Origin of the sequence: Pseudogemmobacter blasticus, from assembly GCF_003071405.1 — a bacterium.
Classification (GTDB): Bacteria; Pseudomonadota; Alphaproteobacteria; order Rhodobacterales; family Rhodobacteraceae; genus Pseudogemmobacter; species Pseudogemmobacter blasticus.
On record NZ_CP020470.1, the window covers coordinates 887,221 to 913,332 of the forward strand.

The 26,112-nt window shown below is 66.6% G+C and carries 31 protein-coding genes and 1 tRNA gene; 10 read left to right on the top strand and 22 right to left on the bottom strand.

Annotation, left to right across the window (positions count from 1 at the left end):
• Window positions 1-122 precede the first annotated feature (122 nt).
• Window positions 123-788 (top strand): leucyl/phenylalanyl-tRNA--protein transferase, encoded by a 666-nt coding sequence (aat, locus tag B6K69_RS04245; RefSeq protein WP_108642896.1) that lies wholly within the window; start codon window positions 123-125, stop codon window positions 786-788.
• On the opposite strand, the gene B6K69_RS04250 is transcribed toward aat, so the two are convergent.
• The 7 genes from B6K69_RS04250 to B6K69_RS04280 form a co-directional block, all read right to left on the bottom strand.
• On the bottom strand, window positions 716-1,150 hold the full coding sequence (locus tag B6K69_RS04250; protein WP_107674199.1) for a DUF2155 domain-containing protein: 435 nt from the start codon (window positions 1,148-1,150) through the stop codon (window positions 716-718). The two genes, aat and B6K69_RS04250, sit on opposite strands and share 73 nt — an antisense overlap.
• On the bottom strand, window positions 1,147-1,620 hold the full coding sequence (gene mlaD, locus B6K69_RS04255; protein WP_107674198.1) for an outer membrane lipid asymmetry maintenance protein MlaD: 474 nt from the start codon (window positions 1,618-1,620) through the stop codon (window positions 1,147-1,149). Before mlaD ends, B6K69_RS04250 begins: the two co-directional genes overlap by 4 nt.
• Window positions 1,617-1,991: an NADH:ubiquinone oxidoreductase subunit NDUFA12 gene (locus tag B6K69_RS04260; protein ID WP_108642897.1), complete on the bottom strand. Its 375-nt coding sequence runs from the start codon at window positions 1,989-1,991 to the stop codon at window positions 1,617-1,619. The genes mlaD and B6K69_RS04260 overlap by 4 nt, the downstream gene beginning before the upstream one ends.
• A 193-nt stretch (window positions 1,992-2,184) precedes the next feature.
• The gene (locus tag B6K69_RS04265; RefSeq protein ID WP_181318279.1) at window positions 2,185-2,574 is read right to left on the bottom strand and encodes a RidA family protein; all 390 of its coding nucleotides are present in this window, start codon (window positions 2,572-2,574) and stop codon (window positions 2,185-2,187) included.
• Window positions 2,575-2,657: 83 nt separating this feature from the next.
• Window positions 2,658-3,920: an ATP-dependent Clp protease ATP-binding subunit ClpX gene (gene clpX / locus B6K69_RS04270; RefSeq protein WP_108642898.1), complete on the bottom strand. Its 1,263-nt coding sequence runs from the start codon at window positions 3,918-3,920 to the stop codon at window positions 2,658-2,660.
• 103 nt (window positions 3,921-4,023) lie between these two features.
• Window positions 4,024-4,656, bottom strand: a complete 633-nt coding sequence (gene clpP / locus B6K69_RS04275; protein ID WP_107674195.1) for an ATP-dependent Clp endopeptidase proteolytic subunit ClpP — start codon at window positions 4,654-4,656, stop codon at window positions 4,024-4,026.
• A 156-nt stretch (window positions 4,657-4,812) separates the two neighbouring features.
• Window positions 4,813-5,421 (bottom strand): CDP-alcohol phosphatidyltransferase family protein, encoded by a 609-nt coding sequence (locus tag B6K69_RS04280; protein ID WP_108642899.1) that lies wholly within the window; start codon window positions 5,419-5,421, stop codon window positions 4,813-4,815.
• Between the two features lie 112 nt (window positions 5,422-5,533).
• On the opposite strand from B6K69_RS04280, the gene B6K69_RS04285 reads away from it, so the two are divergent.
• The 4 genes from B6K69_RS04285 to B6K69_RS04300 all read left to right on the top strand — a co-directional run bounded on the left by B6K69_RS04285 (window position 5,534) and on the right by B6K69_RS04300 (window position 9,620).
• Window positions 5,534-6,748: an ABC transporter substrate-binding protein gene (locus B6K69_RS04285; RefSeq protein WP_228156803.1), complete on the top strand. Its 1,215-nt coding sequence runs from the start codon at window positions 5,534-5,536 to the stop codon at window positions 6,746-6,748.
• 41 nt (window positions 6,749-6,789) lie between these two features.
• Window positions 6,790-8,397 (top strand): ABC transporter permease, encoded by a 1,608-nt coding sequence (locus B6K69_RS04290; RefSeq protein WP_108644766.1) that lies wholly within the window; start codon window positions 6,790-6,792, stop codon window positions 8,395-8,397.
• On the top strand, window positions 8,394-9,032 hold the full coding sequence (locus B6K69_RS04295) for an ATP-binding cassette domain-containing protein (RefSeq protein WP_108642900.1): 639 nt from the start codon (window positions 8,394-8,396) through the stop codon (window positions 9,030-9,032). The genes B6K69_RS04290 and B6K69_RS04295 overlap by 4 nt, the downstream gene beginning before the upstream one ends.
• Window positions 9,033-9,137: 105 nt before the next feature.
• Complete coding sequence (locus tag B6K69_RS04300; RefSeq protein WP_108642901.1) at window positions 9,138-9,620, top strand: CAP domain-containing protein; 483 nt, start codon at window positions 9,138-9,140, stop codon at window positions 9,618-9,620.
• A 68-nt stretch (window positions 9,621-9,688) separates the two neighbouring features.
• Here the strand turns inward: B6K69_RS04300 and B6K69_RS04305 are convergent, their stop codons facing one another.
• Window positions 9,689-11,029, bottom strand: coding sequence for an ATP-binding protein (locus B6K69_RS04305; RefSeq protein ID WP_418260300.1), 1,341 nt, complete (start codon window positions 11,027-11,029; stop codon window positions 9,689-9,691).
• On the opposite strand from B6K69_RS04305, the gene B6K69_RS04310 reads away from it, so the two are divergent.
• A complete protein-coding gene (locus B6K69_RS04310) occupies window positions 11,028-11,915 on the top strand; it encodes an MBL fold metallo-hydrolase (RefSeq protein ID WP_228156804.1) in 888 nt (295 codons plus the stop codon). The two genes, B6K69_RS04305 and B6K69_RS04310, sit on opposite strands and share 2 nt — an antisense overlap.
• Before the next feature lie 81 nt (window positions 11,916-11,996).
• Window positions 11,997-12,071, top strand: a tRNA-Asn gene (locus B6K69_RS04315).
• A 160-nt stretch (window positions 12,072-12,231) separates the two neighbouring features.
• Here the strand turns inward: B6K69_RS04315 and B6K69_RS04320 are convergent.
• Window positions 12,232-12,714, bottom strand: coding sequence for a hypothetical protein (locus tag B6K69_RS04320; RefSeq protein ID WP_108642903.1), 483 nt, complete (start codon window positions 12,712-12,714; stop codon window positions 12,232-12,234).
• A 67-nt stretch (window positions 12,715-12,781) separates the two neighbouring features.
• Here B6K69_RS04320 and B6K69_RS17985 point away from each other — a divergent pair, with 67 nt between their 5' ends.
• Window positions 12,782-13,390, top strand: coding sequence for a hypothetical protein (locus B6K69_RS17985; protein WP_123876531.1), 609 nt, complete (start codon window positions 12,782-12,784; stop codon window positions 13,388-13,390).
• On the opposite strand, the gene B6K69_RS04325 is transcribed toward B6K69_RS17985, so the two are convergent.
• Both B6K69_RS04325 and B6K69_RS04330 read right to left on the bottom strand, forming a co-directional pair.
• Window positions 13,387-14,616 (bottom strand): DNA methyltransferase, encoded by a 1,230-nt coding sequence (locus tag B6K69_RS04325; protein WP_108642904.1) that lies wholly within the window; start codon window positions 14,614-14,616, stop codon window positions 13,387-13,389. The two genes, B6K69_RS17985 and B6K69_RS04325, sit on opposite strands and share 4 nt — an antisense overlap.
• Window positions 14,613-16,127, bottom strand: coding sequence for a glycosyltransferase family 2 protein (locus B6K69_RS04330; RefSeq protein WP_108642905.1), 1,515 nt, complete (start codon window positions 16,125-16,127; stop codon window positions 14,613-14,615). The genes B6K69_RS04325 and B6K69_RS04330 overlap by 4 nt, the downstream gene beginning before the upstream one ends.
• 498 nt (window positions 16,128-16,625) lie before the next feature.
• Between B6K69_RS04330 and B6K69_RS04335 the strand changes: the two genes are divergently transcribed.
• A complete protein-coding gene (locus tag B6K69_RS04335) occupies window positions 16,626-16,874 on the top strand; it encodes a hypothetical protein (protein ID WP_108642906.1) in 249 nt (82 codons plus the stop codon).
• A gap of 63 nt (window positions 16,875-16,937) precedes the next feature.
• Window positions 16,938-17,342 (top strand): hypothetical protein, encoded by a 405-nt coding sequence (locus B6K69_RS04340; protein ID WP_108642907.1) that lies wholly within the window; start codon window positions 16,938-16,940, stop codon window positions 17,340-17,342.
• A gap of 37 nt (window positions 17,343-17,379) precedes the next feature.
• Here B6K69_RS04340 and B6K69_RS04345 read toward each other — a convergent pair whose 3' ends face one another.
• The 11 genes from B6K69_RS04345 to B6K69_RS04395 form a co-directional block, all read right to left on the bottom strand.
• Window positions 17,380-17,739: a hypothetical protein gene (locus tag B6K69_RS04345; protein WP_108642908.1), complete on the bottom strand. Its 360-nt coding sequence runs from the start codon at window positions 17,737-17,739 to the stop codon at window positions 17,380-17,382.
• On the bottom strand, window positions 17,736-18,023 hold the full coding sequence (locus tag B6K69_RS04350) for a hypothetical protein (protein WP_108642909.1): 288 nt from the start codon (window positions 18,021-18,023) through the stop codon (window positions 17,736-17,738). The genes B6K69_RS04345 and B6K69_RS04350 overlap by 4 nt, the downstream gene beginning before the upstream one ends.
• A 2-nt stretch (window positions 18,024-18,025) precedes the next feature.
• A complete protein-coding gene (locus B6K69_RS04355; RefSeq protein ID WP_108642910.1) occupies window positions 18,026-18,742 on the bottom strand; it encodes a hypothetical protein in 717 nt (238 codons plus the stop codon).
• A gap of 205 nt (window positions 18,743-18,947) precedes the next feature.
• The gene (locus tag B6K69_RS04360; RefSeq protein ID WP_108642911.1) at window positions 18,948-19,214 is read right to left on the bottom strand and encodes a hypothetical protein; all 267 of its coding nucleotides are present in this window, start codon (window positions 19,212-19,214) and stop codon (window positions 18,948-18,950) included.
• A 156-nt stretch (window positions 19,215-19,370) separates the two neighbouring features.
• A complete protein-coding gene (locus B6K69_RS04365; protein ID WP_108642912.1) occupies window positions 19,371-19,964 on the bottom strand; it encodes a hypothetical protein in 594 nt (197 codons plus the stop codon).
• A complete protein-coding gene (locus B6K69_RS04370; RefSeq protein ID WP_108642913.1) occupies window positions 19,954-20,553 on the bottom strand; it encodes a recombinase family protein in 600 nt (199 codons plus the stop codon). The genes B6K69_RS04365 and B6K69_RS04370 overlap by 11 nt, the downstream gene beginning before the upstream one ends.
• Entirely contained in the window at window positions 20,550-21,179 is a 630-nt protein-coding gene (locus tag B6K69_RS04375; protein ID WP_108642914.1) for a hypothetical protein, read from the bottom strand. Before B6K69_RS04375 ends, B6K69_RS04370 begins: the two co-directional genes overlap by 4 nt.
• Window positions 21,176-21,451 (bottom strand): hypothetical protein, encoded by a 276-nt coding sequence (locus B6K69_RS04380; RefSeq protein ID WP_108642915.1) that lies wholly within the window; start codon window positions 21,449-21,451, stop codon window positions 21,176-21,178. The genes B6K69_RS04375 and B6K69_RS04380 overlap by 4 nt, the downstream gene beginning before the upstream one ends.
• 587 nt (window positions 21,452-22,038) lie before the next feature.
• Complete coding sequence (locus B6K69_RS04385; RefSeq protein WP_164681879.1) at window positions 22,039-24,267, bottom strand: virulence-associated E family protein; 2,229 nt, start codon at window positions 24,265-24,267, stop codon at window positions 22,039-22,041.
• A 134-nt stretch (window positions 24,268-24,401) separates the two neighbouring features.
• Window positions 24,402-24,653, bottom strand: a complete 252-nt coding sequence (locus B6K69_RS04390) for a helix-turn-helix transcriptional regulator (protein ID WP_206340540.1) — start codon at window positions 24,651-24,653, stop codon at window positions 24,402-24,404.
• A 206-nt stretch (window positions 24,654-24,859) separates the two neighbouring features.
• Window positions 24,860-26,080 (bottom strand): tyrosine-type recombinase/integrase, encoded by a 1,221-nt coding sequence (locus B6K69_RS04395; protein ID WP_108642917.1) that lies wholly within the window; start codon window positions 26,078-26,080, stop codon window positions 24,860-24,862.
• Window positions 26,081-26,112 lie beyond the last annotated feature (32 nt).

The following is a 26,112-nucleotide window of genomic DNA, read 5'->3' on the forward strand; positions in this document are numbered from 1 at the left end:
CACCAAGACCGGAACGCCCGCGCGCTGCGGGCCATCGTTCGGGGGTTCGCCATGTGTCCTGCTTTGCGCCGCTTCGGTTGCGCCGCGCATCGGCCCCCCGCCCCCGTGGCGGGCGGGGCCTGATGGACGCCGCGCTCCTGACCTCGGACCACCTGCTGCGCGGCTATGCCATGGGCATCTTTCCCATGGCGCAGTCGCGCGACGATCCGCAGGTGCACTGGCTGGACCCGCGCCAGCGGGGCATCCTGCCGCTGGACGGCTTCCACATCTCGCGGTCTCTGGCGCAACGCATCCGGCGAGCCCAGTGGCAGGTCCGCGCCGATACCGATTTCGAGGCGGTGGTGCGCGGCTGCGCCGACCGCGAGGAGACCTGGATCAGCGACCGCATCCTGGCGCTGTATCTTGACCTGCACCGTCGCGGTTTTGCCCACAGCATCGAGGTCTGGGATGGCCCCGATCTGGTGGGCGGCGTCTATGGCGTGGTGCTGGGGGCGGCCTTCTTCGGCGAATCGATGTTCTCGCGCCGGACAGATGCGTCGAAGCTGGCGCTGGCCTGGACGGTACACCGGCTGCGGGCCGGCGGCTTCACCCTGTTCGACACCCAGTTCCTGACGCCGCACCTGGCCTCGCTTGGTGCCGTGGAAATCCCGCGCGAGGTCTATCACCGCAGGCTGGCGCGGGCATTGCAGACGGGGGCGGATTTTGCCCCGCCGGGTTACTGCCCCTCGCCTTCCGAGGTGGCGGCGTCGTCTTCCGGCGGCGTTTCAACCACTTCGGGCGGGGTATAGCCCGGCACGATGCAGCGCAGCACCCAGACATCGTAGCGCGGGTGATCCATCGCCGACAGCGCCGGGGTCGAGGCCAGCATCCAGCCCGTGAACACCGGCGCTTCGCGCGAACTGTCCATGATGGTCAGATGCGCCTCAGCCTCGGCGGCGGGGTTTTCCTCGGGGTAGCGGCAATCGTCCAGTTGCACTGTCAGCCGTCCGTTCGATGCGGACTGGCCCCGTTGAAGTTCCAGATCGCCCGTCTCGCCGGTCAGTTTGTCCAGCCAGCGCACCACGCCGCCCTGGGCATCGGCATAGCCCTGCGCGGCGGCCGGCATCGCGGCCCCGGACAGCACCACCGCCAGCAGAGCCGCCCGCCTCATGGCGTGGCGGTTCCGCTGCTGTCAGCCTTGTCGCCGCCGACGAATTTCATCAGCAGCGTGATCAGGCTGACCGCGCCCTGCGTGTCCTCGATCTCGGCCCCCGGCTGCAGCGTTTCGACCGCGCCGCCCGGCATGATCTCGACAAAGTTGCCGCCCAGCAGCCCTTCCGAGGAAATCAGGATCGCGCTGTCTTCCGGCAGCAGGATGCGCTTGTCGATCGCAAAGGCCGCGTCGGCCATGAAGGTTTGCGGGTTCAACGTCAGGCCGGTGATGGTGCCGACCTTGACGCCCGCCATCCGCACATCGGAGCCGACACTGATCCCCTCGACCGAGCGGAAGCTGGCGTGCAGCGGATAGCTGCCGCCATCGCGACTGGTCAGCCCCGCGCCCTGCGCCGCATAGAAGGCGAAAGCCGCAGCGACGGCCAGCACACCTGCCCCGGCCAGAACCTCTGCCGTCTGATGGCTCATTCCGGCTGCCAGGCCTCGTAATCGCGGCGCGCAACCGGCGCGGCGCGGCGGATCGAGCCGGGGGGCGCATAGGCCAGGTCGCTGCCCGACAGGTTTTCCTGATGCGGGGCTTCCCAGGGCTTGTGCGTCAGCGGCGCCTTGGTCGGCGGCTGGTCCCAGGTGTGGTGCAGCCAGCCATGCCAATCCGGCGGCACGCGGCTGGCTTCCATTTCGCCGGCATAGATCACCCAGCGGCGCGCGCCGTCCCGCGTGGCGTAATAGCGGTTGCCCTGGTCATCCTCGCCCACCTTCACGCCCTTGCGCGCGGTGAAGATCTGGGTGCCCAGCGTCTGGCTGTTCCACCAGGTGAGCAGGCGCTTGAGGAAATACATCGGGGCCTCCGTCTTGATCCCTTTTCCTATGCCGGATTGCAGCGCCAAGGTCCAGCACTTGCAACCGCACCAATGGGTGATCTTGCGCCCTGTGGGCGGGGGCCAGCCCCCGCACCCCCGGGATATTTGAGGACAGATGAAAGGACATGCGGCGCGACCCTGCCCCAAGGCCGCCCTCCGGTTCTGGCCGGTTTCAGCCCGGCAGGCGGGCGGTGACCTCGATCTCGATCCGGTGGCGCGGGTCGATCAACCCGGCTTCGATCATCATCGCTGCCGGCGGGTTGGCGCCAAAGGTGGCGGCCAGCAGCGGCCAGCAGGGTTCGAAATCCGCCCGGTCGGGCAGCACATAGGTCACCTTCACCACATCGGCGAATCCGGCCCCCGCCTTGTCCAGCGCCGCGCCGATGATCTTCAGCGCCAGCGCGCATTGCTCGACCACGCCTTCGGGAATGGTGCCGGTGGCATGGTCGGTGCCGGTGGTGCCCGAGACGAAGACGAAGGGCGGCGCCACCACGGCGCGGGCATAGCCGATGGTCGGTTCCCAGGTGGAGCCGGTGGTGATGCGGCGGATGGGGTTGGTCAAGGGGGCCTCCTCTGGCGCAAATGCAAACGCCGCCCGGTGGGGCGGCGTTCTTCAAACCTGTGCAAGGGCGCGCAAGCCGGGCCTCAGCCCGCCGCCGCCGGTTCCTTCTTCTTGGTCTCGGTGTGAACCCACAGCGGCTTGGCACCGTTGTTCACCGCCTCATCATTCACCACGACTTCCGACACATCGTTCATGCCGGGCAGTTCGAACATGGTATCCAGAAGGATATCCTCCATGATCGACCGCAGGCCGCGCGCGCCGGTCTTGCGCTTGATCGCGCGCTTCGCGATGGCGATCAGCGCATCCCCCGAGAAGGTCAGCTTGACGCCCTCGATCTCGAACAGGCGCTGGTATTGCTTGACCAGCGCGTTCTTCGGCTCGGTCAGGATGGTGACCAGCGCCGCTTCGTCCAGATCGGTCAGCGTGGCGATCACCGGCAGGCGGCCGACGAATTCGGGGATCAGGCCGAATTTCAGCAGGTCTTCCGGTTCCAGTTCGCGGAAAAGTTCGCCCACACCGCGCGCGTCGGGGTCTTTCACCTCGGCCTTGAAGCCGATTCCGCCGCCCTTGTTGCGCTGCGCGATGATCTTTTCCAGACCGGCAAAGGCACCGCCGCAGATGAACAGGATGTTCGTTGTATCGACTTGCAGGAATTCCTGCTGCGGATGCTTGCGCCCGCCCTGCGGGGGCACACTGGCAACGGTGCCTTCCATGATTTTCAGCAGCGCCTGCTGCACGCCTTCGCCCGACACGTCGCGGGTGATGGACGGGTTGTCCGACTTGCGGGTGATCTTGTCGACCTCGTCGATGTAGACGATGCCGCGCTGCGCCCGTTCCACGTTGTATTCGCTGGCCTGAAGCAGCTTCAGGATGATGTTCTCGACATCCTCGCCCACATAGCCGGCCTCGGTCAGCGTGGTGGCATCGGCCATGGTGAAGGGCACATCCAGGATGCGGGCCAGCGTCTGCGCCAGCAGCGTCTTGCCGGTGCCGGTGGGGCCGATCAGAAGGATGTTCGACTTCGACAGTTCCACATCCGTCTTGGACGAATGGTTCAGCCGCTTGTAGTGGTTGTGCACCGCCACCGCGAGCACGCGCTTGGCATGGTCCTGACCGATGACATAATCGTCCAGCACCTTGCAGATCTCGCGCGGGGTCGGCACGCCGTCACCGGACTTAAGACCGCTGGTCTTGGTCTCTTCCCGGATGATGTCCATGCACAGCTCGACACATTCGTCGCAGATGAACACGGTCGGGCCCGCAATCAGCTTGCGGACTTCGTGCTGGCTCTTGCCGCAGAACGAGCAATAAAGCGTGTTCTTGCTGTCGCCCGTATTCGTTGCCATCCGTCGCCCTCTGCCGGTGTCTTCCGCAAAAGTCTAGGCCAAGCCCCCGACCTTCACAACGCCAAATCGCCCCCCGGCCGGACCGCCCGACCGGGGGTAAGTCTTACTTCGCGGTGTCGTCCGCCTTGCCGCGGTTTTCCAGGATGTCGTCGATCAGGCCCCAGGCCTTGGCATCCTCGGCCGACATGAAGTTGTCACGCTCCAGCGCCGCTTCCACGGTTTCATAGCTGTTGCCGGTGTGGCGCACATAGATTTCGTTCAGGCGGCGCTTCAGTTTCAGCGTTTCCTGCGCGTGAATCATGATGTCAGTCGCCTGGCCCTGATAGCCGCCCGAGGGCTGGTGCACCATGATCCGGCTGTTGGGCAGGCTGAAGCGCATCCCCTTTTCGCCCGCGGTCAGCAGCAGGCTGCCCATCGAGGCCGCCTGCCCGATCACCAGCGTCGAAACCTTGGGCCGGATGTACTGCATCGTGTCATAGATCGACAGGCCGCTGGTCACCACGCCGCCGGGGCTGTTGATGTACATGGCGATTTCCTTCGACGGATTCTCCGCCTCAAGAAACAGCAACTGCGCGCAGATCAGCGACGACATGCCGTCATGCACGGGGCCGGCCAGGAAGATGATCCGCTCCTTCAGGAGCCGCGAATAGATGTCATAGGCCCGTTCGCCGCGGCTGGTCTGCTCAACCACCATCGGGACAAGGGTATTCATGTAGGTGTCGATCGGATCGCGCATCGGTCCTGCCTCTCATCGCCGTCAGGGTTATCGCCGGAACATTGCCAGAGTCTTAGTGATGCGGTTCGGGGGCTGCAAGGGCAGGTCAGGCAAAGCCTGCGCACCGAACCGTGCATCGGCTGTGCGGTGGGGCAGGCCTGTACGGAAAAGCGGCGTTCAGCCCAGCAGGCGCCGCGCGTTCAGGATGCGGGCGGTGGCCGTCACCAGACAGAGGCCGCCAAAGATCCAGGCGCCGGCCGGAAAGGCCGCCGGCCACAGGCAGAGCAGGACGAAAAAGGCGATGGTCTCGCCGCCTTCCAGCAGGCCCGCGGCGTAATACAGCGACTTTTCGCCCTGCGCCGTGGTCTCCATGCCACGTTTGGCGGCCATGGTGGCAAAGCCCAGGAAACTGGCCGCGTTGACGTAGAAGGTTGCCAGAAGAAAGGCCGCAGGCAGCGCGTTTTCGTCAGGCGCACGCAACGCGAAGGCCAGCGGAACAGCCGCGTAAAAGGCGAAGTCGCAGGCAATGTCGAGATAGCCGCCGAAATCGGTTTTGCCGTAGGCCCGTGCCACCGCCCCGTCCAGCCCGTCGGCCAGCCGCCCCGCCAGCAAGGGCAGCAGCGCCAGCCCGGTCGGGGCGCCCGCCGCGATCAGCGCCGCCGCCGCCAGCCCAAGGCCAAGCCCGGCCAGCGTGATCCGGTCCGCGCCCCAGCCCCGTGCGGCCAGCGCCCGCCCGGCGCGGTTCAGCGGCGGGTCGATGATCCGGCGCAGGGCTGTGTCGAACATGTGTTGGCCTTTCCCTCTGGCTGCGGCACATTCCGGTTGCACAGCCGCCCCCCGCCTTCGTAACCCTTGGCGGGCCGCCCGCCAACCGGCCGCTTGCCCGAAGGAGACCCCGATGGACCGCCGCACCTTTTCCCGGCTGATGCTGGCCAGCGCCGCCCTGCCCGCCCTGCCACGCGCCGCCCGCGCGGTTGTGGAATGGGACGGCATCACCGACATCGCCCGCGGACAGACCGTCTGGTGGCACGCCTGGGGCGGCGATCCCAAGATCAATGACTTCATCACCTGGGTCGGCGAACTGGCGCTGGAGCGCTACGGTGTGACGCTGAACCAGGTCAAGATCGCCTCGACCGCCGACAGCGTGGCTGCCGTTCTGGCCGAACGTGATGCCGGCAAGACCACGGGCGGCTCGGTCGATCTTATCTGGATCAATGGCGAGAATTTCGCCGCCATGAAACGCGAGGGCCTGCTTTACGGCCCCTTCGTGGAAAACCTGCCCAACTGGCCACTGGTCGACATGGCCGGCAAGCCAGCGGTGATGACCGATTTCACCCTGCCGACCGAAGGCTACGAATCCCCCTGGGCCATGGCCCAACTGGTGTTCGAATACGACAGCGCCCGCCTGACCGACCCGCCCCGCACGATCGAGGAGCTGAAGGATTGGATTCTGGCCAATCCCGGCCGCTTCACCTTTCCCAAGCCGCCCGATTATCTGGGTGTGACCTTTCTCAAGCAGGTGCTGTATGGCACCATGCCTGACCCTTCGGTCCTGCAACGCCCGGCGAACCCTGCCACCTTCCGCCGCCGGGTCGCCCCGCTGCGCGATTTCCTCGCCACCGTGCGCGATGCGCTCTGGCGTGAGGGTCGCGCCTACCCCGAGAACGAGGCCGCCCTTGGCCAGCTTCTGGCCGATGGCGAGATCGACATCTCTTTCGCCTTCAACCCCGGCCGGGCCAGCGCCGAAATCGCCGCCGGCACCTTGCCGGACACGATCCGAACCTACACGCTGAAGGGGGGCACCATCGGCAATGCCTCCTTTGTTGCGATTCCCTTCAACTCGAATGCGAAAGAAGGCGCGCAAGTCATTGCGAATCTTCTTCTTTCACCGGAAGTCCAGGCCCGCGCGCAGGATGCCACTGTGCTGGGGTTCCAGACCGTCCTGAACCTGGCGGCCCTGACCGAGGAAGACCGCGCCCGCTTTGCCATGCTTGACCTTGGCCTTGCCACCCTGCCGCCCGACAAGATCGGCCCGGCGCTGCTGGAACCCCACGCCAGTTGGGCCACGGCCCTGGCGGACGACTGGACGGCGCTTTACGGAAGCGGCGATTGACGCGCCTGCTGCGCGCCGTTCCGGGCCTGACGCTGGCGCTGATGGCGGTGCCGGTCGCAGCCGGGCTGGCGGCCACACTTGGCCCCGCGCTGGCCCCCGGGGCGCTGTCCGCGCTGCTGGCTTGGCCCGGCCTGCCGCGCGCGGTCATGTTGTCGCTGACCACAGGCCTTGCCTCAACCACGCTGGCGCTGGCGATCACCCTGCTTATCCTGGCCACCCTGCGCGGCACCCGCGCCTTTGCCGCCCTGCTGCGGCTGTTGTCGCCGCTCTTGTCGGTGCCGCACGCCGCCGCGGCCCTTGGGCTGGCCTTCCTGATCGCGCCCTCGGGCTGGATCGCCCGCGCCCTGTCGCCCTGGGCCACCGGCTGGAGCCAAGCCCCCGACCTGCTGATCCTGAACGATCCTGCCGGCCTGTCGCTGACCCTTGGCCTTGTCGCCAAGGAGGTGCCCTTCCTTCTGCTGATGGCGCTGGCCGCCTGGCCACAGATCGCCGCCCCGTCGCGGCTGACGCTGGCGCAGACGCTGGGCTATGGCCAGACCGCCGCCTTCGCCTTCACCGTACTGCCGCCGCTTTACCGCCAGCTTCGCCTGCCAGTCTATGCCGTGCTGGCCTATGCCATGACCTCGGTAGAGATGGGCATGATCCTTGGCCCCAACCTGCCGCCGCCGCTGTCGGTGCAGGTTGCCGGCTGGATGACCGAAGCCTCGCTGGCGCAGCGTGGCACGGCTGCCGCCGGGGCCGCATTGCAACTGGTGCTGGTGCTGGCCGCCCTTGCCCTGTGGCGCGGGGCCGAGATCGCGGCCCGCCACGGCCTGACCGGCATGGCCACCGCCGGCCTGCGCCTGCCGGGCCTTGATGCCCCCGCCCGCCTGTTGGCGCTGGCCGGTGGCGCCGCCGTTACGGCCGGGCTGATCGCGGGGCTTGCCGGCCTTGCCCTGTGGTCCGTCGCCGGGTTGTGGCGCTTTCCAGCGGCCCTGCCCGAAAGCCTGTCGCTGGCGACATGGGCCCGGGCCGCGCCGAGCCTTGCCCCGATCACCGGCAACACCCTGGGTCTGGCCCTTGGGAGTGCCGGCCTTGCGCTGATCCTTGTCACCGCCTGCCTTGAGGCGGAACACCGCTTCCGGCTGCGCCCGTCCGCCCCGGCGCTGTGGCTGCTCTGGCTGCCGCTGATCGTGCCGCAGATCACCTTCCTGCCCGGCCTGCACCGGCTGGCACTGGAACTGGGCGCCGGCGGCTTTGTCGCCGCGCTGGCCGGGCATCTGGTCTTCGTGCTGCCCTATGTCTTCCTTTCGCTTGCCCCGGCCTGGCGGGCGCTGGACCCACGCTTTGCCACGCTGGCCGCCAGCCTTGGCGCCAGGCCGGGCCGCAGCCTCTGGGCCATTCGCCTGCCGCTGCTGCTGCGCCCGCTGCTGACGGCCTTTGCCGTGGGTTTCGCGGTCTCGGTCGGGCAATATCTGGCCACGCTGCTACTGTCGGGCGGCCGCATCGCCACGCTGACGACCGAGGCGGTCTCGCTGTCGTCGGGGGGGAACCGCCGCCTGATCGGCGTCTATGCGTTGCTGCAAATGGCGCTGCCGGCGCTGGTCTTCGCGCTGGCGCTGCTGGGGCCTGCCCTGCTTTATCGCAACCGCCGGGGGATGGCCGCATGACGCCGGGCCTTTCCCTGCAAGGGGTGCAGATCGACCGTGCGGGCACGCCGCTGGTGCGGATCGACACCCATGTCGCACCGGGCGAGGTGCTGACCATCATGGGGCCGTCCGGCTCGGGCAAATCCACGCTGCTGGCGGCGCTGATCGGCACGCTTGATCCGGCCTTCACCCTGCGGGGCCGCATCCTGCTGGACGGTCGCGATGTTACCGCCCTGCCGACCCGAGACCGGCGCATCGGCATCCTGTTTCAGGACACGCTGCTGTTTCCGCATCTGTCGGTGGCGGGCAATCTGGCCTTCGCCCTGCCCCGTGGCCTGCCGGGCCGCGCCGCCCGGATCGAGGCCGCGTTGGCCGAGGCCGGGCTGGCCGGATTCGGACGCCGCGACCCGGAAACCCTGTCGGGCGGCGAACGCGCCCGCGTCGCCCTGCTGAGAACGCTGCTGGCCGAACCAAAGGCCATCCTGCTGGACGAACCCTTTTCCCGTCTTGACGCAGACCGCCGCGCGCAGATCCGCAGTTTCGTGTTCCAGACCATCCGCGCCCGCGGCCTGCCCGCGGTTCTGGTTACCCATGATGCCGAAGATGCCACCGCCGCCGAAGGAAATGTGATTTCGCCCGACGGCCGGTCCTTCTAGGCAAACTTGCGGAGGCATCACGGAAATGTCACATGTTTTCCGTGCCCTTGCCCCAAGGACGCTCTACCCTGGGGTGAATTGACTGATCCCTGCCGGAGCTTGCCCATGACGCGCCCGTTCTTCCTTGCCGCCGCCCTGTGCCTTGCGGCAACCGTGGCGCTGCCAGCGCTTGCCTGTACCAAACCCGCCAATTCCGCCAACCTGCAATCCGAGGTGGTCGCCGGCGTCAATGCCCAGCGGGCCCGGGCGGGGTTGCCTGCGCTGAAGCTGAACGCGGCGCTTGGCAAGGCGGCGCAGGGGCACGCCTGTGACAACGCCGCCCGACAATCCATCAGCCATGTTTCCTCGGATGGCAGCAAACTACAAAACCGTCTTCGCAAGGCGGGCTATCGGTTCAGAACCGCCACCGAGAACACCGGCCGCGGCTTTGCCACCCCGGCCCGCGCGGTGGAATGGTGGATGAATTCGCCCAAGCACAAGGACAATATCCTGATGTCGGCCACCCGTGAAATCGGCGTGGGAATCGCGGTCAGCGATGCGCCCGACAGCAAGCTGCATTGGGTCATCGTGATGGGACAATCAAAGTAGTGCCGCAGCGGGCGGAAAGCCCGTCCCGAAACGTCTTTGCTGATGCGGATCGCGCCTGACGGAAGGCGTCAGGCCGCGACGGCCAGTTCGGCCCGCAGCCCGCCCAGCCGTTCTGACCGGCCCAGACGCAGGGCGCCGCCATGGCTCATAGCCACGTCAGCCGCAATGGACAGGCCCAGCCCCACGCCGCCGCCCCGGTTCGGATCGCGCGCCGCCTCAAGCCGGGTGAAGGGCCGCATCGCCTCTTCGCGCCGGTCCTCGGGGATGCCCGGACCGTTGTCCTCGACGCTGAACACCAGTTCTCCGGCAACCCGCTGAACGCTGACCTCGACCCGGTTGCCATGCCGCAGACCGTTGCCGATCAGGTTCTCCAGCGCCCGCGCCACCGCCTGTGGCCGCATCCGCACCCGCGGAAGCACCCGTGCCGGCGGCAAAAGCGCCACCTGCCCGCCGCCCCGCACCGAGGCCTCGACAACCGATCGCGCCAGGGCCAGCGGATCGGCCTCTTCGGCCCCTTCGGTGGCATCGCCCCGCACGAAGGCCAGAAACTCATCCACCAGCCGCTCCATCTGGGTGACATCGGCCTGCAGGGCCGCTGTCTCCTCATCCTCGGGCAGCATCGACAGGGACAGCCGCATCCGCGTCAGCGGCGTGCGCAGATCATGGCTGACGCCCGACAGCATCAGCGTCCGCTGCTCGATCTGCCGCTCGATCCGGGCGCGCATGTCCAGAAAGGACTGCCCTGCCGCCCGCACTTCCAGCGCGCCGCGCGGCCGGTAGGGCACTTTTTCACCCCGACCGAATGCCTCGGCAGCCTTGGCCAGCCGCGCAATGGGCCGCAACTGGTTGCGCAGGAAGAAATAGGCCACCACCGTCATCAGCACAGAGGCAAACACCATCAGCACCAGCAACTGATGCGGATTGGTTGCCGACATGCGCCGCCGCGACAGCTCTGCCACCAGATCGCCATGCGGCGTGGCAAAGCGCAGCCGCACCATACGCTCGGCATCCGTCACATCGGCCGCCTGCAGGCTTGGCAGCTTGGCATGGAGCGTCTCGATGATCGCACGCCCCGACACATCATAAAATGCCCGCCGGTCGGTTTGGGGGGCCTCGGGTCCGGCCGCAAACCGAAGGGTGATCTCCAGCGGCCCCGCCACCCGCTCGGCCCAGGCCAGCGCCGCCGCAGGTGTCGCCCCGGCCGCGAATTCATCCAGCACGAAGGCCAGGTCGATCGCCACGCCCTCGGTCATCTGGCGGGTCACGCCTTCGAAATGCCGCTGGATGAAGGCGGTGGACACGACAAGCTGGATCGTGACGATGGGCACGATCAGGATCAGGGCGGCGCGGCCGAACAGGCCCCGGGGCAAGAAGCGTTTGAGACGGAACATGACGGGAAAGCTAGCCATGGCAGCGCCAGAAGGAAAGGGCACAGCGCCCGGCCGCCTGCGGGGGGTGACGGCCGAAAATGCCTCGCCCATGACCGGGCCCGGCACCACCACCTGGATTGTCGGTTCGGGCCGGGTCGCGGTGATTGACCCCGGCCCGGACGATCTGGCCCATCTGACGGCGATTCTGGCCGCGCTTGATCCGGACGAGGCAGTTGCCGCGATCCTGATCACCCATCCCCACCTGGACCATTCCGCACTGGCCCCGGGGCTGGCCGCCGCAACCGGGGCGCCGGTCCTGGGCTACGGCCAAGCCGGCAGCGGCCGCAGCCCCCGGATGCAGGCGCTGGCACAGGCCGGCCTGACCGGCGGCGAAGGGGTTGACCATGCCTTCCGCCCCGATCTGCACCTGCGCCACGGGGAAACGCTGCGCGGCCCGAACTGGGCCCTGACCGCCTGGCACACCCCCGGCCATATGGCCGAACATCTGTGCTTTGCCTGGGAGGATCTGCTGTTTTCCGGCGATCTGGTGATGGGCTGGGCGCCAAGCCTGGTCTCGCCGCCCGACGGCGACATGGGCGCCTATCTGGCCAGCCTGGCCTGGCTGGCCGAAACCCCGTGGCGCCGCCTGTTGCCCACCCATGGCGCCCCGGTCGAAAACCCCGCCGCCCGCCTTGCCGAACTGGCCGCCCATCGCCGCGACCGGGAAACGCAGATTCTGGCCGCCCTCACCGCAGGTGCCACCACCCTGCCCGAGATCGTGGCGATCGTCTACCGCGACACGCCCCCCCACCTGCACCCCGCCGCCGCCCGCAATGCGCTGGCGCATCTGATTGATCTGGAAGAAAGATCCCTGATCTCTGCCCTCCCGTCCCCCACCCCGGAAGCCAGGTTCCTCCTGCGCTGATGCCTGTCGCCGAAGAAGCGAAACTTCCGCCTTTTTGCCCCTTGCCGCCCCCGCAGACCCTTGCTATACGGCCCGCGGTGTTCCGGCGTAGCTCAGCGGTAGAGCAGTTGACTGTTAATCAATTGGTCGTAGGTTCGATCCCTACCGCCGGAGCCAAGAAATCAAAGGGTTACGCCCTGTCAGCCGCCTAAGACGGTGAGTTAAGACGGGTTCTAAGACGGAAGGCGGGCAGTTTGCCCGCCTTTTTCCGTCTTAGTGTCCCTTGCACCCGCCGCATGTGGGTTGACCCAGCGGCGGATGCAGATGCGCGGTGGGATCAGTGCCGAATGTCCCGGACCATGTCACGCAGGAACTTCTCGCGGGACACCTTCGCATTCGCACCCAGCGCCCGGGCTTGGTGCCAGCGCAGCACGTTCTCAACGGGGACAACGTAAACGTCCACGAGCGGGAAGCCCACAATGTCGGACAAGATGAACCCCTTGATGCCACTCATTTTCAACTGGAAGCCATCCTCGTTGAACTTGCGGCCAGACCCAACCTGATTGCTTGGGTTGAAATAGACGCCCTGCCGGGTGATGGACCGGACTTCCCACATGCCGCCTTCGGGGTCCAGAAGGTCATAGCCTGCCCCTTCGGATGGAGCGAGCTTCCAGCCGGGGTTTTCCCACATGAGACGGCGCTCAATGATGAATGAGACCCGGCGACCGTCAGTCAAATACTCCCGCACATCCTTTGTCGTGACCTTGAAGGCGCGCGCAAGCTCCTCCTCATCCCACCGAAGTTGAAAACGTCTTTCCATTCAGTCTGTTCCCCTGCTACCTGTCACTTGAGTGCCACGGCAACAGGATCGGATCAAGGAGGCTGTTTTGTCGCGTTTTGACGACTATCTGACAGAAGTGCAGCAGCGAATGGGCCTTGTGCCCATCAACTTAATCAGGACGTGGACTGCTGCTGAAATCACTTCGGTTGAATTGGCAATCCGAACTGCCGTGGCAGCAAGTCAAATTGTGGGAATGGTGATCCCTAATTTTGTTGGCACCAATCAGGCAAAAGGGAACAAAGCCGCAGACTTCTTTATTGCGACAATCCCGCCTCATCTTCCTGCAAACAACAGCATAGTTGCCGCCCGAGGTGCAGGCTATCCAGACCGCCTTTTCGTGTCTGGGGCCACAAGGCATTGCATGGAATTCAAGGCGACCTCAAATTGGCAAGATGGTGATCCAAACAGAAGGGTCCTGACCAGCGCCCCGACCAAAATGATCCGTCTGGTAAACTCACGTCAAGTTGGGGTTGCGCCGAACCATGTCCCAGCACACCTGATCTGCACTGTCCTTTACAGTGAACAGCAATCATCTGTGCAAGGCGTCCGTCTAGATTTTCTTGAGCCAGACTCTGAGGTAAACATTCGATTGGAGGCCTCAACCTCTCAACGGCTACTTGCGATGGGCACTCAGCAGAGGTTCATCTACCCCTAGTGCCGCTGCAACAAAACAATCCGATTTGTGTTGGTGCCTTTGGAGCCGTTATCCACGCCCCAGCAATTGGCTGTTTTGGTGAACTCTTGGTCGTTCACCATCACACCCAGCCGCTCAAAAGGTAGACCCTCCGCTGCCCGCCAGACTAGCTTCTCAAGCAACACCTTGCCATTTCGGACTTCGCCCACCTCAAAGGCGACATAGCCGCCCGGGCGCAGTATTCTGGCCTGTTCCCGCAGGACCCGGTTGACCATCAAAGTCCACGCTTCTTCGGTCTTGTGCATGTCGATTGCGACGGCCTCCGGCTCAATTCCAGCGAACCAGCAACGCAGCCAGTTGTCAGCGGCATACTGGACAATGTCCAAAAACGGCGGGGATGTGACTGTCAGGTCAACAGAGGCGTCTGGGATGCCGGGAACGGCCCAAGCAGCACCCGTATGCAGGCTGGACTGAACCTGACTTGGGGCACAGCCGTCCTTCAACAGAGTCTTTGACTTTTTGATGATGACGCCCGCAACGTCACGCTCCGGCGGCGATACACCGAGCTTTTCATTGATCTTGAGTTGCGCCTTTACGGACACGGCTTGGTTTGGCGGCATGGACCGACCAGAGAAGAAACCGGGTGAATGGCCCGATAAACGATTGATTGCGACCATGCGAATCCAGTCTGCAACCGGATCAACATCAGTTGAACCAAGTGGCGCGCGCTCCTCAATCCAAAGGCGCAGGGCTTCCAGTTTCTTTAAAGTGGCCGGATGGTAGAACGCCAAGAGGTCCTCACGCCTGACCTCACCAGCCGACCAGTCCACCGACCGAAGCGCCGCAGCAACGGCATCAATGGTGATTGGCCGCAGCCGTGGGCGCGACAGAAGGACTGACAGTGGGTTCACGTCATTTCCGAAGGCCTGCCGCTCCATCAGCGCAGCCTGAACCGGGGTCGTGCCGCGCCCCATGAATGGATCAAACACCACGTCTCCGGGCTTTGTCAGTCTCCCGATGAAGAACTCCGGCAACTGAGCCTTGAAGCAGGCGCGGTAGGATACCTCGTGGATGGAATGGGCCTGACGCTGCCCAGCAGTCCAGAACTCGTTGATGAAGTAGGGGATGCCATCCCGGCTGTCCACGATGGTCCGTTGACCGAACTCGCAGAAGGCTTCTACCTCAGCAATGAACGTCGCGGAGGAGTCTGCGAATTGGACTCGGTCAAACATGGAGAGCTGGTTCATTGCGATTCCTTCTGCGTCAGGGTCCTTTCTAACTCAATCGGCGCTGCAGTACAACCCCTAGAGTGTGTCGCCTGCGGCAGGGCCACAAGTAGGTCCGGTGCCGCTAGATGATTGCTGGAAACCGCTGGATTGGCAAGAACATAGTGGGAACAGGCAGCCGTGGTGTTGCGCTCCACCTTGCCATGAGGAGTTTTCCGCCAGTGGGCGGGGTCGCGCACGAGGTCGGAGAGGGCCAGCAGCAGCGCGACGTTGTGCAGGACCCAGTAGAACGGCAGCAGGAGGGCCAACCACACCGGGAGCCCAGCCCGGGGTGCAGCGGCGGCATGGAGCGCGACGGCGCTGGCATAGCCCAGCAGGAGGAGCCCCCCCAGCGCCCCGGACAGGTCCCCGCCCAGCGCCAGCCCTATCCCCAGCGGGTGCGCCGCCGTGCACAGCAGGGAGACGGGAAGCTGCGCCAGCAGGGCGACGGTGCCCGCCGGGCCAAGCTCCCGCATGGTGCGCCGGGGCTCCCTTGCGTGGACGATGGCGGTCACGGCAAAGCCCTTGAACCACCGGGCGCGCTGCCGCACCCAGACGCCCGCCCTGAGCGGGGCCTCCTCCCATGTCGTGCTGTCGATGGTGCCGGAGCGCCAGCCCAGCCGGGCAAGCCTCACCCCAAGGTCTGCATCTTCGGTGACGTTGTGGGCATCCCACCCGCCCGCCTGACGCAGCGCCTCCGCCCTGAACCAGTTGCTTGTCCCGCCCAAGAGGAACGGCAGGCCCAGCCGCGACAAGACGGGCAGGACCGCGCCGAACAGCGCCGCATACTCCAATGCCCAGAGACGGGTGACGATGGGGGAGCCCCGCCCCGCGTGGTCGCACCCCAACTTCGCCTGCACCACGGCAAGGCGCGTGTCGGCTGCGAGGGCGGCGGCGGCACGGCGCGGCTGGTCAGGGTCCGGGCGGTCCTCCCCGTCAAACACCACGACAACATCCCCGCCCGCCAAGGCCAGCCCGACATTGCAGGCCCGGGGCTTGGTCTGGGGGGAGCCGGGCGGCACGACGATTGTGCGCCAGCCCGCCGGGGCATGGGCGCGGGCGGCGGTGATGGTCGCGGTGTCGGCCTCCTCCAGCAACAGCATGACCTCCAGCAGGCGGGCGGGGTAGTCCAGCCGGGCGACGGCGGCAACGAGGTCGGGCATGACAGCCGCCTCCCTGAACAGCGGCACGAGGACGGTGACGGCGGGCAGGTCTGCATCGGCCAGCGGCGGCGGTTCCTTCGGCTTGGGGAGGAACAGGCCCACCAGCGCGGCCAGCCGGAGCCCAGCGGCAAGCGCAAAGACCGGGGCCAGGATGTAGGACGCCCAAGGGGATGCGAGGGGCAGCAGGGCGATGGCAGGGAGCAGCAGCGCGGCCCAGACAGGGACGGCCATCCCCCGGGCTGACAGGTGGGCCGGGACCGAAACCACGGCCCAGCGGGCGGCGGAGCCTATCGGGTCACGGATTGACCGGAAGATGGGGGTGACGGTCATGGGCGCTCCGGGGTGTGAACAAAGTGTGAACTTATCCCCGGTCTAGCTGGCGCTCCCAGCGCAAGTCTAGACTTATCCCCGGCCCCGCCAGAGGATATTTCCATTACACAACAACGGCTTGTTGCGCGCAGAAGTGGCCCCGGCAAGCGTCAACGCGGGTTGACGGCGGCGGAGACTTGACAAACTGGCAGAGGTATGGGCCGGAGCCCCGGCGGGGACCGCAGCATCAAAGGGTCAAATCGTGATTGACTCACGGGCGGGCTCTGATGATGCTTGCTACAGGTAGGCAATAGAGAAGCGCTGCCGCTGAAATGTCCCCTCTGAAAGGGGGATGGCCCCGCAAGGGGTGCGGCTAAACCCAGCCTTATCGCGGTGAGTCACGCCGTTCCGCGAACCGACACTGTAAAGCGCAACAACGGTTGCGCTGACGTGTCGGTTTGTCAGTGCGCCCGCGTGGCCCGTCTCCGACCGTCAGCGCTCCATACAGGAGACTGACAAATGGCATCAAAGCCAACCCTTCAAGACCTGCTCCATCAGGAGTTGGAAGCCCCCTTTTCGGCACGTCACGCCGCTGCCGAGATGCTCTTGCAGATTATCACCCGCCCCGACTGGACATGGAATGCTGGTGTCCCCGCTAGGCTGCTCGATATGATGGGCGCCATCTCTGAGGAAATGCTCAAGAGCAAGCATCTGCATCGGGCGCTGCGCCCGGAGTTTGCCCGCATCCTTAAGGCTGCTGGCCGCTGACCCAACGCGCCGCCCGGCGCGGTGTCGGGCGGCGCTCCCCCCAAATCATGAAAGGAACACCCAATGGGTGACATTTTGGACATGGCCGACCATCGGCCTGCGCTTGAGACGGACGATGACCGCGTGTGGTATTTCCAGACTGACATTCCCACCCTTGCCGCTGACCTCCGCTTGGCCTCTGCGGAGATCAGGGCAGCCGACTGCCCCGGCAACATCAATGCCGACATTCCGGCGATGGTGTTGACCGACCTTGCGGCGCTGACTGTGGAACAGTGGGAGGGTGAAGCGCCCGCGTTGAGCCGCACCGAACTGCTCGCCACGATGTGCGGCGCACTGGGCTACATGCTGGACTGGTTCAAGTGTGACGCAGGTGAAGGGGAGCGGATGCGCTTGCGCGCCGCGACCGATGCGCTGGACGCCCTGACCAAGGAGGACCTCCGCCCGCGCTTGGGTAAGGTGCCCGCCTGAACCACTGCGCCGCCCGGCTTGCCCCGGCGGCGTGTCTTCAGTGGACTGCCGCGCCTTCGCCCTGCGACAGGGCGGAGGCGGTGTTGTAGAAGCCATAGGCGACAAGCGCCCGGCGGCTGAAGCGCGTGGTGTTCATCCGGTTCACAAGCTCCGGGCGGCGGCGGCTGTCGCAGTAGTAGTGGCTGTTGCCCCGGCGCACGGCCAAGATGCCACAGAGCCCGGCCAGCGTGTCCAGATCGACACCGTAACAGGTGGCAAACCGCCTGACAGCCGCCGGAGTGGGCCAGCCATCGGGCTCATTCTCCGCTGCCCAGAGGAGGACCGCCTCATGGGCAAGGCGGGTGTTGGTGTCGAACAGGATTTCATACCCGTCCAGAAGCTCTTGGGCGTGGATCATGCCGGGTTCCCGCCCCGGTCCATGCCCCGGATGTTGATGGGGTCCCCATCGAACACGCAGTTGACGTGCAGCCCGCCCGGGGTGGTGGCAATGTCGGTCGTCACCCAGCCCGCCCCGGAGAAGGCCCCCTGCCCAGCGCCACGCGCGGCGGCAAGGGCGTTGGCGGCGGTGATCGCGGCGGCGGGGTTGGCCGCAGAGATGAGGGCGGAGTGCAGGCCCGCGCTGTTGCGCAGCGGTTCGGCCAAGGTCGCATCATTCGGGCGGCGGATCAGGTAGAGGGGCATGGTCAGGCTTCCTTGTTGTTCAGGGCCATCTTGACCCGGTCGATGGGGTTGACGCGCCGCTGTTCAAATTCGCGGTTCCGCATGATGGCGCGCTGGGCTGCATTGCGGATGGAGGCGATTGCATCCTGGACCGCCTTCGTCTCCGGCCCGACCAGCTTTTCAGCAAGCTCCGATGCGTTGAACGGGCGGTCCTTGCGGGGCATCCTGTCGATGATGGACAGGATCGCAGCGCCCAGCACCTTGTTGCCCGTCGCGGCGGCGTGGACGGCCATGTTGGTCAACTCGACAGGCCCGGCCCCCTCAAGCTGGTGCATGAAGTTGGTGCGCTCAACGGACCCAAGCCCGGCCCGGGAGAGGACGACAACGGGGCTGGCCCAAAGCTGCGCCGTGGTTTCAAGGCTCTCCGCCGATGCGACCAGTTCCTTGATTGCGGCCCACCGGGCATCGGTGCTGTTGTTCTGGACTTCGGTGCGCGCAGCGACAGCGGCCTTGGCGACAGCCGCCTCCACGTCGCGCTTGGGCATCCCGACGCCCTCAAGGCTCCGGCCCACCTCTGCGGCGCGGGCGGCGGGGCCTGCCTCCAAGGTGTCGATCATGGCGGCGAACTTGGCCGCGCGCTTTGCGGCGACTTCGGCCAGTGAGATCACATCGGCGGTCGCAAGCGCCGGGGTGTTGCTGAATGGGATCAGGGGGGTGGTGTCGTGGGCGGGTTCCGCCATGGGTGCGCTTCCTTGCTGCACGGGGCCAACCGCCATTGGTGGCCTTGATGCCCAAGGATACCCCGGCGACATGGGGCGGCAGAGCGTTATCCCTTGTTGTCGAAGGCCACCCCGAAAGTGTGGCGCGGCTTGCAGCCGGATTTACCCAAGGGGCTGGCGGCGCGCGGGGTCGGCACGGCCACCCCGTTTCTGTTCAGAAGCGGGGTCAGAACCACACGCCCAAGGGGGGACCCTTGGTGCTGCCGGGGATGCGCCCGCCGGGCATCCGCGTGGTGGGGAGGAACGTCTCCGGGTTCTCCGCAACCATGGCGATGGCATACCCCACCAAGACGCCCTCAACGTCCGTGCTGAGCGCGACCACCGGGCCAGTGATGGGCGGGCGGTTGTAGTCCGGTATCACCCGGGCGTGGTAGCCCATCCGGGACAGCAGCCCGGCGGCATTGGCATAGACCTCAAGGCGGGTTTCAGTCACGGCGCACCTCCCTGCAAAGCGGGTCAGCCTCGCACGGGTCAGCGGCCCGGAGGGCGTGCAGCATCGCAAGGCCCCGGGCCTCTGTCGTGCTGATGGTAGTCGGGGGGAGCGGCGCACAGGCGGCAACGCCCAAGAGGAGGATCAAGGCGCGCATGGTCAATCACTCCTCACGACGCGGGTGCCAGACGGGGTGCGCCGGGGCGCGGGCTCCTCCGGGCGGCTGGACGGGAGGGGGGCCTCTGGCAGGTGTTCGATGGGCTCCGGCATGAGGTTGCGCGGGGTCACGTCGCGCATCGGCGGCATGGGGTCAATCTCCCCGGCTGCGGCCTTCCGGGCAAGGTATTCCTCAACCGTCATGTCGGCGGGCACGACAAGGACGCCCCCGGCGTTGACGCTGACGTTGACCTCAAGGGGCTCCCCCTCCCGGTATGCGTGGCGCGCCTTCAAGAGGAAGATGTTGGCGACCACGTTGCCCTGATTGGCGGCGGTGCGCAGGTTGGACACAAGGGCATCGTGTTCGGTGCCAAGGCCCCGCTGGTAGGCCTCCTCCACCTCCGGCTGCCGGGCGCGACAGGCCTTGAAGGCGTCAACCGACATGCGCAGGGCGCGGGCGATGGTGGTCAGGTGACAGCCCCGGCCCGCAAGCTCCTCAATGATCTTGACGCCCCTTGCCCCCACGACATAGTGGGAGCGGCCAGAGCCGCCGGGGCCGGGGTTCACCTTACGGGAGGGGAGGTCATCAACCGACATTGGCCATCTCCTGACAGACGCGCTGGACCAGCCCCTTGCCGCAGCGCAACTCCTTGGCGATGCGGTCCATGCCCACCCGCTGCTCCCGGAGGGCGCGGATAGCATCCACCAGCCCATCCGACGCGGGCGGGCGGCCACAGTGGACACCCCGCGCCCGAGCATGGGCCAGCCCGGCCTTGGTGCGTTCAACGATCATCGCCCGCTCAAACTCGGCAAACACGCCCGACATCTGGAGGAGCGCCCGGCCCGCAGGGGTGGACGTGTCCAAGGCCTGCTGCTCAAGGTAGAGGTCCACCTTGAGGGCGCGCAGAGTTTCAAACATGTCCACGAGGTCGCGCAGGGACCGCCCAAGGCGGGACACGTCCCACGCCATCACCACGTCAAACTTGCGCCGCGCCGCGTCTGCCATCATGGCGTCCAGCGCCGGGCGGGACCGCTTGGCCCCGCTGGCCGTCTCGGTGTAGGTCTGGACTACCTCCCAGCCCGCCCGCGCCGCCACCTCCCGGAGGCGCAGGAGCTGGTTCTCGGTGTTCTGGTCAGACGTGCTGACGCGGGCGTAGATCGCAACGCGGCGGGGGGCGGTGGTCATTGTTGTTCCTCCATAGCCCGGAGGGCCTTGTTGCGGGCGCGCTTGGCGGCTACCTTGGCCCGGCCTTCCGGGCTCCACCTGTAGGCTAACGCGGCGGCCAACTGGGCAGCCCGCTCCGGCGTCTGAGCGCAGGCCTTCGTTGCGGCACTGATCTTCGCCCGGAACTCCGGCTCAGATCGACGTGCCCGCGCCTCTGGCTCCGACCAATAAGCCTTCGCGGCAGCGCCCATCTTCGCCTTGGACTTTGGATCGGCATGGGCGGCACGCACCTTCTCTGCGAACTCGGGACAGGACCACATCCGCAGTGCGTCTGCCCGGGTGCTTCCTTCGCCACCCTCCAACACGTTCACGCACCGCTCCCCCCACATCACCCGGGCCAGCCGGATCGCCCGGCGCTCCGCCGCGTCAATGTCGGCGCGGGCTGCATCGGGGCCGAACCGCCGGAGGATGATCCAGCGGATGGCAGGGCCGTGCCGCCGGGTGACGTTTGCCCAGAGCTTGCCCGAACCCCTGTAACCGGACGGAAGGGCACCGCTGCCACGCCGGGGCCAGCCCTCGTGCTGGCAGGTGTGCCGCCCTGCGTAGGCCCGGCCTGACGGGCTGACAAAGAGGTAGATGATGGTCACGCTGCGGCCTCCTCAAGCTGGTCGCCAAGGCCCTCAAGGGTGTCGATGGCCTCCTCCAAGGCGGTGATCACATCGTCCAGCGCGCTGACAGCCGCCTCCGATGCAACCCCACGCTCCCCGGCTTGCAGCGCCTCCGGCATGTTGTCGTAGGCTTCCTGTTCTTCGTCCCGGATGGTTTCCAAGTCGGCTTTGAGGTCATCAAGCCCAAGGTCGGACACCTTCCCGAGGCGGGTGATGATGGCTTTGATCTGTTTGCGGCGGGCGGCGTTCATGTGGTGCTCCATTTCTCCGGTTGTGGGGTATATTGATACCCCATATGGAGGAACTTAATGGGAACATCCACAGCGCGTCTAGTCCTAAACCGACCGAAAGCGGGGTTGCCCGGAGGGGGTGCGGAAGCGCCCATAAACGTGGGGTGCGGGGTTGCAATCGCGGCTGGGGCTTTCGGGGTGGCCCGGTCCACAGCAAGATTGGCCGGGTCTTGCTGTCAGGCGGTGGATGGTCTTTTAGCGACACGCAGAGCGCGGGAAGTGGTGGCCTCCCAGCCCAAACACCGATGCCCAAGGGCACCGCCGTAACGCCCCGCGTAACTGGCAACGTAACCGGGGAGGAGCTACGCCTAAGTCCATCCGCCGCTGGCCCTTATTCCACCGTAACCCCCGTAACCCCCTATAGGGACAGAGGGGAAGGAAGGCCGGAGGCGGGGAAGGCCCCCCCTTGGGCTCCGGGGCACCTGCCGCAGGGGGTCTAGGCAACTGGGCGTTACGGGAGGCGACGGCGGTTACGCTGGGCATTTCCGCCATGCAGCCATACACTTAGCCGTAACCGCCCAACTGCCACGCCGTCGCCCCGTAACCGCCTAGAACGGCTCCCGGTGCGTGTCCCCCTCCAAGTGGGTGCCGATGCGCGATCCATCCGGCCCAAACTCCGGCACGATCCGCAGTGCCCCGTCGCCCCGGACATAGCACCACTCCGGGTTTCCGCCGAACCGCCGCTGCTTCCTGTCGAACCCCAGCCGCCGCATGGCGTCCCCCAGCCGCTCCATGTCGTCCTGCGTCCGCATCCCGGCCACACGCCCGACGATGCGCCACGCATCATCCGCCTTCAGCTTGCCTGCCATCTCCTCGCCCAGCGCGACGTGCAGGGATTCATAGAATGGGTCCTCCACCCGCCGGGCATCCTGTTCCGCCGCTGCATCGCCCCAGAGCGCCGGGTCCAGCCGGATAGGTGCGCCTTCGGCCTCCCTTGCAGCCGCCTCCGCCCAAAGCTGGTCACGGTCCCGGCGCAGGGCATCAAGGTCAAAGCCCGTCACCGCCACGGGCCAGAAGCGGCGGTTGCCAGTCGTGTCGCGCAGGTATCGGCTGTCATTGGTGGTGCCGACGATCACGCACTGGCGCGGCACCTCCCGCTCAAGGCGGTCATATGCCATCCGGGCCTTGTCATGGGTGCGAGACAGCAGACCTTTCAAGTGGTTGGCCCCGCCCTGCCGCATCCCCTTCAACTCGCCTGCCTCGACAATCCACTTGCCGGAGAGCGCTTCGATCACGCGCTTGGCCTCCGCATTCAATGGCAGGTCATCGGTGAACCAGTCATCCCGGACGGCCAGCGCCTTCAATGCCGTGGACTTGTTCGTGCCCTGTGGGCTTTCCAGCACCAGCATTTCATCGAACTTCACCCCCGGCTGTCGCACCCGCCGCACGGCGGCGACAAGGATCAACTCCCCCACCGCCCGGGCATAGGTCGTGTCGTCTGCACCGCCGTAGGTGGCAAGCCACCGCCCGATCCGGGGGATGCCATCCCACCGGAGCGCGGCAAGGTATTCCGCGACGGGGTGGAAGGCGTTCTGCCGGGCTGCATCCGAAAGGACAGTCAGGAACAGGTCCCGCGAAGGCCGGAACTTGAACTGTTCATGGGTCAGCAGCCACAGGCGGTTTGCGGCCGCATCGTCCAGCGGCGGGCCGAACCCCTCCAACCCGTCAATCCGGTCCCTGCCTGCAAAGAGGTCGTGGCGCACCACCACCCCCAGCTTGCGCATTGCCAGCCGGATGTTGCGCTGCGACGTGGCAAAGGGCCTGCCCTCCTTGTCGCAGTCAAAGCTGTCATCAGCCTCCGCCCGCGCCCGCCCGATCTGTCGCGCGACATACTGGCGGGACTTGGGCTGGTCCAGCGGGTGGCCGCTGATCGCAAAGTCGGGATTGAGGACCACGGCGGCAATCATGTCGTCAGGGACATTCGCCCGCGCCAAGTCGCACACCACCGCCCAGAAGGCCTCCGAACGGCTCTTGTGGCGGCCCGGGTCGTCAGGGTCGCGCCCCTGCACGATCAGCATCTTGGTGCGGTCAGACACGGGCAGGTCCGGGCGGCCACTGGCGTCAAACGGCACGGCGGGGAGGTCGGTTGCAAGCGCCGGAGCGCCGCGCCCGGCCACCGCCACCGCCGCGCCCGCCTTCGGGTCAGGGACGGCGGGGAAGGCGGTCAGGTCAAACACCGACGCATCAGCCTGCACGACGCGCGCCAGCAGCCCGCCGGGCTTGCGGTTCACCGTCCCGGGCAGGCGGCAGATGCGCTCAAGGTTGTGGCAAGCATCGGCCCCGAAGGAGAATTCAAGGCCCCGGTTCCGGTCCTCCACCGACGCCCGCGCCGCGTCCCATGCAGGATCATCGGCGGGCGGCATCACCACAGGCTGCGCCAGACGCCAGAGCCCCCAGAAGCCGCGCCCGCTGTCGATGATGACGGACGGCGGCGGGATGCCCTTGGGCAGGTTGGTGGTCAGCAGGCCCAAGAGCCGCGCCCGTTCAAGGTCAAGGTCCTCCCCGGCCCGGGGGTCAACGTCAACCCAGAGCCACCCGACGCTGGCAACATCGGCCTTCGTGGCCTTGTTGCCATTCCAGCCCGGGCGCAGCGCCGCAATCGACACATAGGCGTTCAGGGTCCGGTTCTGGGCAACCGCCCATCCAGCCGCGCCACCCTCGGCATCGGGCGCGAACACCTTCCCGGTGAAGCCCTTCTCCCGCTTGGCGCTGACGTGCCACGGGCCTTCGGGGTGGATCAGCCGGAGCGCCTCACGCACCGCGTCCTTGGACGGCAACAAGCAATTTCCATCGCCCGCCCCGTCAATCCCCGGTATATTGGAGTTGACCTTGCAAGGGTCACGGTCACCGCCGTTGTTCTCCTGAGCGCCCTCCGTCCCCAGCGGAGGGCGTTCTTCATTCTTGCCCCCGCTCATGCTTCACGCCCCGCGACAAGCCATGCGTCAAGGTCGGCACGGCGGTAGCGCACGATGCGGCCCCCCACCTTGGAGGCGACAGGCCCGGCCTTCCGATAGCGGAGGTCCTCAAGGCCCCGGGCGGTCAGGCCGCAGTAGGTGGCGGCTTGGTCGGGGGTCAGCCATTCCGGCGTGACAAGCTCATCCTTCACGCGCGCCACGACGCGGCGCACAATGTCGTCAATATCTGGATTCATGGTGGTCACCATTCCAGACCGCTTGCGGGCGGTCAGATTGGTGACAGGCTCTGTCGCTGGGTCAGCCCGCGCCCGTTGCTGTGGACGCTCCCCGCGCGCGGCATTCCCCAGCAAGCCAGCGCGGATACATAGTCAGTGTCCAACCATAGCCCAGCCGCCCGGCCCGGTAAAGCCCCGCGTTGGTGTCACGCAAGACATTCGCAAGCCGGGCCAGAGACTTATCCCCGCTTGAGGGCCTCCATGATGTAGCGGCTCATGGTCTCTTGCTGCCCCCGAAGGTAGGCCTCTGCCACCTTGGAGCGGGTCATGTAGCCGTCGCTCACGTCCCCATCGGCGTGGTTCATCAGGATCATCACGTCAGTCTTGGACAGCCCGGCTTCCGGCGACAGGGTCTTGTAGGTCTGCCGCAGGTCCCCGCCGAACTTGGGGAGCGCCGCCCGGTCCTCTTGGTAGGCGACGATGTGCCCGGCGAAGTCGGCACGGTGGGACCGCGCGCCCTCCCCCGGGAAAATCCACTCCGCCGCGTTCACCGCGTTGACCATCCGGCCCGCCCGCCGCACCCGCGCAAGGCACGCAATCATCGCCCGGGACAGCGGAATGTCGAATGCGCGCCGCTCTCCACCCTTGGGCAACGGGATGTGCAGGACGCGCCGCTTCATGTCCAGGTGTTCCCACCGCGCGACGGTCAGCGCCCCCGGGCGGGAGCCCGACAGCAGGCAGAACAGGTGGAACTCCTGCCGCACGGGGTTGGGCAGGGCGCGCAGCTTCTTGAACCACCCCGCCAACTCCGCCGCGCCCATGGCCGTGTCGCGGCGCTGCTGGGGGTTGAAGTCGATGGAGTCAACCGGGTTGAAGTGGGGCAGCTTCGGGTCAAGCCGCCGCTTGCGGGCATAGTTGTAGACACGGCGCAGGAACACCATCGCCCCGTTGGCAGAGGAAGGCCCGCTCTCTGTGCTCAACTCCCGGTGCCGCTTGCGGACCTCCGGCGTGTGGTCGGACAGCTTTGCCAGCGGGGTCTTTTCCCATGCTGCCAGGAGGCGGTAGCAGTAGTCGTAGCCCCGCACGGTCGCGGCGCTGCGCCGCCCGGCGGCCACCTCCTGCTCCATCGCCGCGCGCAGCTCCACCCATGCTGCACCGAAGGTCAGCGCGCCGCCCTCCCGGCCCCCGCCCTCCCGGGCAATCTCAACCTTCGCCTCCCGCGCCGCCTTCCGAGCATCGGCCACGCTGACCTCCGGCCACTTCCCCACCGCCCGCTTCTTGGTGGATCGCTTGCCCAAGGGCGACACCACGTCCACCTGCACGGTGAAGGTCTTTGTCCGGGCACCGACCACGACGAAGAAGCCGGGCTCCTCCGTGTCGCGCACGATGTATTGGCCGGAGGCGGCTGGCGGGAGCTTGTCCATCACTTCCTTGGAGAGCTTGGTAGGTTGAGCGTTCATCTTTTGTTCCTGTGGCGGTTCGGTCTAAGACG